Source organism: Humidesulfovibrio sp. (genome assembly GCF_035560995.1).
GTDB lineage: Bacteria > Desulfobacterota > Desulfovibrionia > Desulfovibrionales > Desulfovibrionaceae > Humidesulfovibrio.
In genome coordinates, this window is record NZ_DATMYK010000231.1 from 1 (window position 1) to 5392 (window position 5392).

The window sequence follows — 5392 nt, forward strand, 5'->3', positions numbered from 1 at the left end:
GCCGCGCCCGCCGCGCCCCTGACCGCCGCCGCGCCCTCGCCTTCGCCCTCCACGGACAGAAAGCTGCGCGTGCTGCTGGCCGAAGACACCCCAGCCAACGTCATCATCGCCAAGAGTTTCCTCACCCGCCTCGGGCATTCCGTCCGCCACGCGGGCAACGGGCGCGAGGCCCTGGAACTGCTGGCGCGGGAGGACTTCGACCTGGTGCTCATGGACGTGGAGATGCCCGGCATGGACGGGCTGACGGCCACGCGGCTGCTGCGTGGGGGCGAGGCCGGGGAGCGCAACCGTCAGGTCGTTGTGCTGGCCATGACGGCCCACGCCCTGGAGAGTTTCCGCAAGCAGTGCGAAGAGGCGGGCATGAACGGCTTCCTGCCCAAGCCGGTGGGCTTCCAGACCCTTGCCGACGCCCTGGCGTCGCTGCCGCTGCCACCTGCCGCGGGGGAAGGCTCAAGCCAGCCCGGCCAGCCGGATTTGGCCGACCTTGACCGCGCCTCGGAAATGCTGGGCGGACAGGAGGAACTCCTGGCCGACGTGGTCCGGTACTATTTGGGCGACCTGCCGGAAAAGCGGCGTCTGCTGGCCGATGCGCTGGAGCGCGGCGATCTGGCCGCCCTGCGCCTCACCGCGCATTCCCTCAAAAGCACCAGCGCCAGCGTGGGCGCGGCAGCGGCCAGCCGGGCAGCGCGCGTTTTGGAGGAACTGGCCGACGCGGCCCTGACCAACCCGTTCCCGGCGAATCCGGCCCTGGCGAAACCGGCTCCGCCCGACCCGGCGCTGGCCAGCCATCTTTTGGCCGCACGGCCGGAACTGGCGGCGGCCCTGGCCAGCCTGGACGCCCTGCTGGAAGAGACCCAGGCCGCACTGGCCCAGGCCTGCGACGAGCGCTTCTGCCGCTTGTAGGGCGGCCCGGCCCGAAAAGAAACGCCCCGCCCGGGCCAGCGTGTCGCTGTCCCGGACGGGGCGGTGTTTTTTTCTTGCGCGCGGCGCTTACGGCAGGGGCAGACCCAGGGCGGGCGCGTTGATCTCGCCGGTGAAGGTCAGCTCGGCCGCGCCCTTGAGGAACACCCGCCCGCCTTCCAGGCTGGTGGTCAGCACCTCGCCGCCGGTGGTGGTGTTGGCCAGCTCTTCCCCGGCCAGGCCCAGGGCGTTCAGCACCACCTGCACGGCGCAGGCCCCGGTGCCGCAGGCGTAGGTCTCGGCCTCAACTCCTCGCTCGTAGGTGCGCATGACCGTGCGGGCTTTGTCCACCACCTGCACGAAGTTCACGTTGGTGCCCGCAGGGGCGAAATGCTCGTGGAAGCGCACCGCGCGGCCTATTCCGGCCACGTCCACATCCGCCGCCTTGTCCACCAGGATCACCGCATGGGGCACGCCCGTGTTCACGAAGTGCACCACGGTCTCGCGTCCCTGCACGCTCAAGGCGGCGTTCAGCGCCAGATCCTTGGGCGCGGTGAGCTGCACCTTCACCAGCCCGGCCTCCGGGTCCACGGCGATGGCCACCGGCCCGGCGTCGGTCAACAGCACATGGTTCTGCCCGGCGATGCCCAGGGCGTGGATGAGCCGCCCGGCGCAGCGGCTGGCGTTGCCGCACATCTCCGCGCGGGAGCCGTCGGCGTTGTAGAAGTGCCACAGCACATCCGCCCCGGAGCCCTTGGGCGCAAGCTCCAGGAAGAACAGGCCGTCGGCCCCGATGCCGAAGGCGCGCGGGCAGATGCGTTTGGCCCACTCGGCCATGAGTTCTTTCGGCAGGCGCAGCACGCGGTTGTCTATGGCCACGAAGTCGTTGCCGCAGCCTTGCAGCTTGTAGAAGGGCACGCGGGCCCCGAACATTGTGCTCATGAATTCAGCTCCATCTGGGCGGATTGTGTCTGCCCCCAATAGAAAGCATGCCGGGCGGCTTCGTCAAGGGGGGATGCGTGGGTGGGGGGCGTTTGGGACTACAGCCCGGCCTCGAAGGCCGGATGGTGGCCGATGTCGCCTTCCGGCTCCTGCCCGGCCAGTGGCAGGCAGAGGACATATTCCCCCGGCACGCCGGGATAGGCCAGGCGCTTGGCCTGCGTGAAGCCCAGGCGTGTGTAGAAGGCCGGGTCGCCCACCAGGGCGCAGCCCTGCGCGCCCAGGCCGCGCAAAGCCGCAAGCCCCGCCCGCACCAGGGCCGAGCCCGTACCCTTTCCCTGCAACATCGGCCGCACGGCCACCGGGCCCAGCAGATACCAGTCCAGGTCGCGGCCGCTGATGAGCGCCTTGGAAAAGGCGATGTGGCCGATGACGCTTTCGTCCACCTCTCCGCCATCGGCCTCGGCCACCAGGGAGACGGCCAGCGCGCCGTCCCGGCGCAAGGCCTCCACGATGAGGTGCTCGGTCTGGCGGCTGAAGGGATGCGCGGCAAAGGCATCAATGTTGATCTGCCGGATGGCGGCATGGTCGGCCGGGGTCTCCGGGCGGATGCGCATGGGTTGGACCTCGCGTTCGGGAGTTGGGGCGCGTGGAGGGCGGGGTTAGCCCAGCCATTCTTCGATGGTCGGCGGGGTGCGCAGCTGGCTGGGCACCGGTGGCCACACCGGCGGCTTGGAGAGGTCCATGCCCTTCTGCACCACGGATACCGGGCGGTCGCTCGAGACCACCACCACGATGAGCTCCGGGTGGGAATGGGTGAAGCGCAGGGCCGAATTGTAGCGCGCCCCGCGCGCGCGGTCCTCGCCGGGGAAGCTCGGGCCGTCCATGAGGCAGGCGAAGGAGCAGAGCTGGTTGCGCGCGGCGGAAAGGTGCAGGGCCCCGTCCACCTTGGCCAGGCCAGCGGCCAGGGCCAGGCGCTCCTCGCCCACCAGGGGCATGGGCGACTCCAGCGCGTGGCCGGACAGGGACAAGAGCGGGGTGTAGGGGTCGATGATCAGCGCGCAGCCGTACTTCTGCTCCCCGGCGATGGCCACCAGCCGCGACACCGTGGCGAAGAGCGTGCTGCGCTGCATGTCGTCCAGGGGCCACTCCAGCAGGGCTTCTTCCAGGGTGACGAGGTTGGGCCTGCGGTTGGTGGAATGGTAGGCCCCGTCGGAAAAGCTGCACACCGGGCTGCCGTCCAGGGAGAGCATGCCGTGGCGGCCGTTGAACAGGGCGCACAGGCTGCCGGGGGGCAGCTCGCCCTGGCCTGGCTGCGGGCCCTGGGCCATGCCGCCCTGGGCCATGCCGATGATGTGTTCGCCATCGGAGATGAGGATGCGCTGGGTGCGCTCCACCGAGAGCAGCATCTTGCGCACGTGCTTGCCGTGGTCCAGGCGGGGGCGCTCGGCCTTGGGCAGCTTGGCCAGGTAGTGGATGCGCGACAGGCGCGCGGGCTCCACGAAGGCCAGCCTGCCGCGCGCCCAGGCGCCTTCCTCCGGGGTCTTGGAAATCTGGATGATGGCCGAGAGGATGTTGAACACCCGCAAGCGCGTGTCCGGCCCGATGGCCCGCGCCCGCTCGTCCATGATGAAGTCGTGCACGGCGTGGGGGGCCATCTCCTGCAGGGTGTTGGAGGCGGCGTCCAGGGCCAGGATGTCCGGGCTGGTCATGCTGGTGGAAAGCTGGCGCAGGGCCAGCTCCAGCCAGCGGCGCGTGGGCCCGGGGGAGCACAGGTCCGGGTGCTGCTCCGTGAACCACATCTGGTAGGCCACCCCGCGCGAGCGCCCGCCCAGGCTCACCAGTCCGGCCAGGCCCAGGCGGCGGGCGTGGAACTGGTCGAAGAAGCTCACCAGTTCCGGCGCGGGCAGGCCCTCTCGCCATTCTTCGGAATCGACGAAATATTCGCGGATGCGCGGCTCGTGCCCGCGCAGCAGGTTCTGGGGGTCCACCACGCGCAAAGAATCGCCGGGCCTGCCTGCGTAGATGAGGGCCGCGCGCGACGGGCCGGAGAACTCGCACAGGCCGAGGCGCAGCCCTTCGAGCACGGTGTGCAGGCAGAGCATGTGGTGGCGGTCCAGGCTCATGGGCTCCTCAGGGGGCTGTCCGGTCAATGGAACTGCAAAAAATACTATACGCACCATCCGTGGAAGGCAACGGGAAACCCGCGCCAGCCGCGCGCCTCCGCGTTTTTTGCATCCCTCTAGCGCAGCAGCGGCCGCATGCCGGGGCCGAAGCAGCGCCTGCGGATGATGAGCGTGAGCAGCGTGCTGCCGAGCGCCGTGGCCCCCACGATCATCAGCATGACCACGATCTGGTAGCGGATGGCCTGGCTGGGATCGTTGCCGCCCAGGATCTGGCCGGTCATCATGCCCGGAATGGAGACCAGGCCCACGGCCATCATGGAGTTCACCGCCGGGATCATGCCCGCGCGCACGGCGTCGCGCAGCACTTCGGCGCTGGCCTCGCTGGCGTCGGCCCCCAGGCACAGTTTCATCTCCACCACGGCGGCGCGGGCGCGCAGGTCGGAGAACAACCGGTCCAGCGCCACGGCCACGGAGTTCATGGAATTGCCCAGCACCATGCCGCCGATGGGCAGGAAGTACTGCGGCTTCCACCAGGGATCGGCCCCGATTATGGCCCCGGTGACGGTGACGGTGATGAGCAGGTAGACCGCGGCCATGCTGCCGTACATGGGCCAGGCGAAACGCACGGCCTTTTCTTTTATGCGGCCGCGCGCGGTTTGGGCCGCGGCCCCGGCCATGATGAAGAAAAGGCCCATGACCAGCCAGGGCGAATCGGCCTGGAAGACCCAGCCGAGCACCCAGCCCATGAGCAGCAGCTGGGCGAAGGTGCGCACGGTGCCGATGGCGATGTCGCGCCCCAGGCCCAGCTTGAGGGCCACGGAGCAGCCCCCGGCGATGAGCGAGAATACCAGGGCCAGGGCCAGCCGCCAGGCTTCTATATGGATGGTGCCTGCGTCCATGTCAGCCTCCCATGTTCCAGGCGGTAGGCCAGCGGCGATACGCGCGCGGGCGTGAACTCGGCGTGGCTCACCAGCAGCACGGTGCCGCCGTCGTCCAGGCAGAAGCCCTCGGCCGCGTCCATGACGGCGCGGGCGCTCTCGGCGTCCAGGGCGCTCACGGGCTCGTCGAGCAGCAAAACTTCGGGCCTGGTGAGCAGGGCGCGGGCCAGGCACAGGCGCTGGCGCTGCCCGACGGAGAGGGTCGCGGCCTCCTGCGAGAGCGGGATGTCCGCCGCGGCCAGGCGGGCCAGCAGGGCGGAAAGGGCAGTGTCGTCCGGCGGGGCCGCGCCAGCAGCGGATTTGAAGGAAAAGGGCAGCAGCAGGTTTTCGCGCACGGTGCCGGGCACAACCGTGGGGCTTTGCTGCAAATAGGCCACGCGGCGGCGCAAGAGCGGGGGCGGCAATTCGTTCACGGGCTGGCCGCGCAGCAGCACCGCGCCCGCCTGGGGTTCCTCCAGACGGCAGAACAGGCGCAGCAGGGTGCTTTTG

6 protein-coding genes are annotated in these 5392 nt (G+C 69.9%); 1 reads left to right on the top strand and 5 read right to left on the bottom strand.

Translation table 11 applies throughout. The features are described from left to right. A partial coding sequence (locus VN419_RS09145) for a response regulator (RefSeq protein ID WP_325646728.1) occupies window positions 1–903 on the top strand: 903 nt, incomplete at its 5' end. Between the two features lie 87 nt (window positions 904–990). Here VN419_RS09145 and dapF read toward each other — a convergent pair. The 5 genes from dapF to VN419_RS09170 all read right to left on the bottom strand — a co-directional run. Then, window positions 991–1842, bottom strand: a complete 852-nt coding sequence (gene dapF, locus VN419_RS09150; protein ID WP_325646730.1) for a diaminopimelate epimerase — start codon at window positions 1840–1842, stop codon at window positions 991–993. 98 nt (window positions 1843–1940) lie between these two features. Next, window positions 1941–2456 (bottom strand): N-acetyltransferase, encoded by a 516-nt coding sequence (locus VN419_RS09155; protein WP_325646732.1) that lies wholly within the window; start codon window positions 2454–2456, stop codon window positions 1941–1943. Between the two features lie 45 nt (window positions 2457–2501). Further along, a complete protein-coding gene (locus tag VN419_RS09160; protein WP_325646734.1) occupies window positions 2502–3965 on the bottom strand; it encodes a DNA integrity scanning protein DisA nucleotide-binding domain protein in 1464 nt (487 codons plus the stop codon). Between the two features lie 116 nt (window positions 3966–4081). Next, complete coding sequence (locus VN419_RS09165) at window positions 4082–4864, bottom strand: ABC transporter permease (RefSeq protein WP_325646736.1); 783 nt, start codon at window positions 4862–4864, stop codon at window positions 4082–4084. Further along, on the bottom strand, window positions 4840–5392 hold a 553-nt coding region (locus tag VN419_RS09170), incomplete at its 5' end, for an ABC transporter ATP-binding protein (RefSeq protein ID WP_325646738.1). The genes VN419_RS09165 and VN419_RS09170, both read right to left, overlap by 25 nt.

Bases quoted from the DNA above. Each gene is read 5' to 3' on its own strand.
- VN419_RS09155 (WP_325646732.1), bottom strand. From the start codon at position 2,456: ATGCGCATCCGCCCGGAGACCCCGGCCGACCATGCCGCCATCCGGCAG.
- dapF (WP_325646730.1), bottom strand. From the start codon at position 1,842: ATGAGCACAATGTTCGGGGCCCGCGTGCCCTTCTACAAGCTGCAAGGC.
- VN419_RS09165 (WP_325646736.1), bottom strand. From the start codon at position 4,864: ATGGACGCAGGCACCATCCATATAGAAGCCTGGCGGCTGGCCCTGGCC.
- VN419_RS09160 (WP_325646734.1), bottom strand. From the start codon at position 3,965: ATGAGCCTGGACCGCCACCACATGCTCTGCCTGCACACCGTGCTCGAA.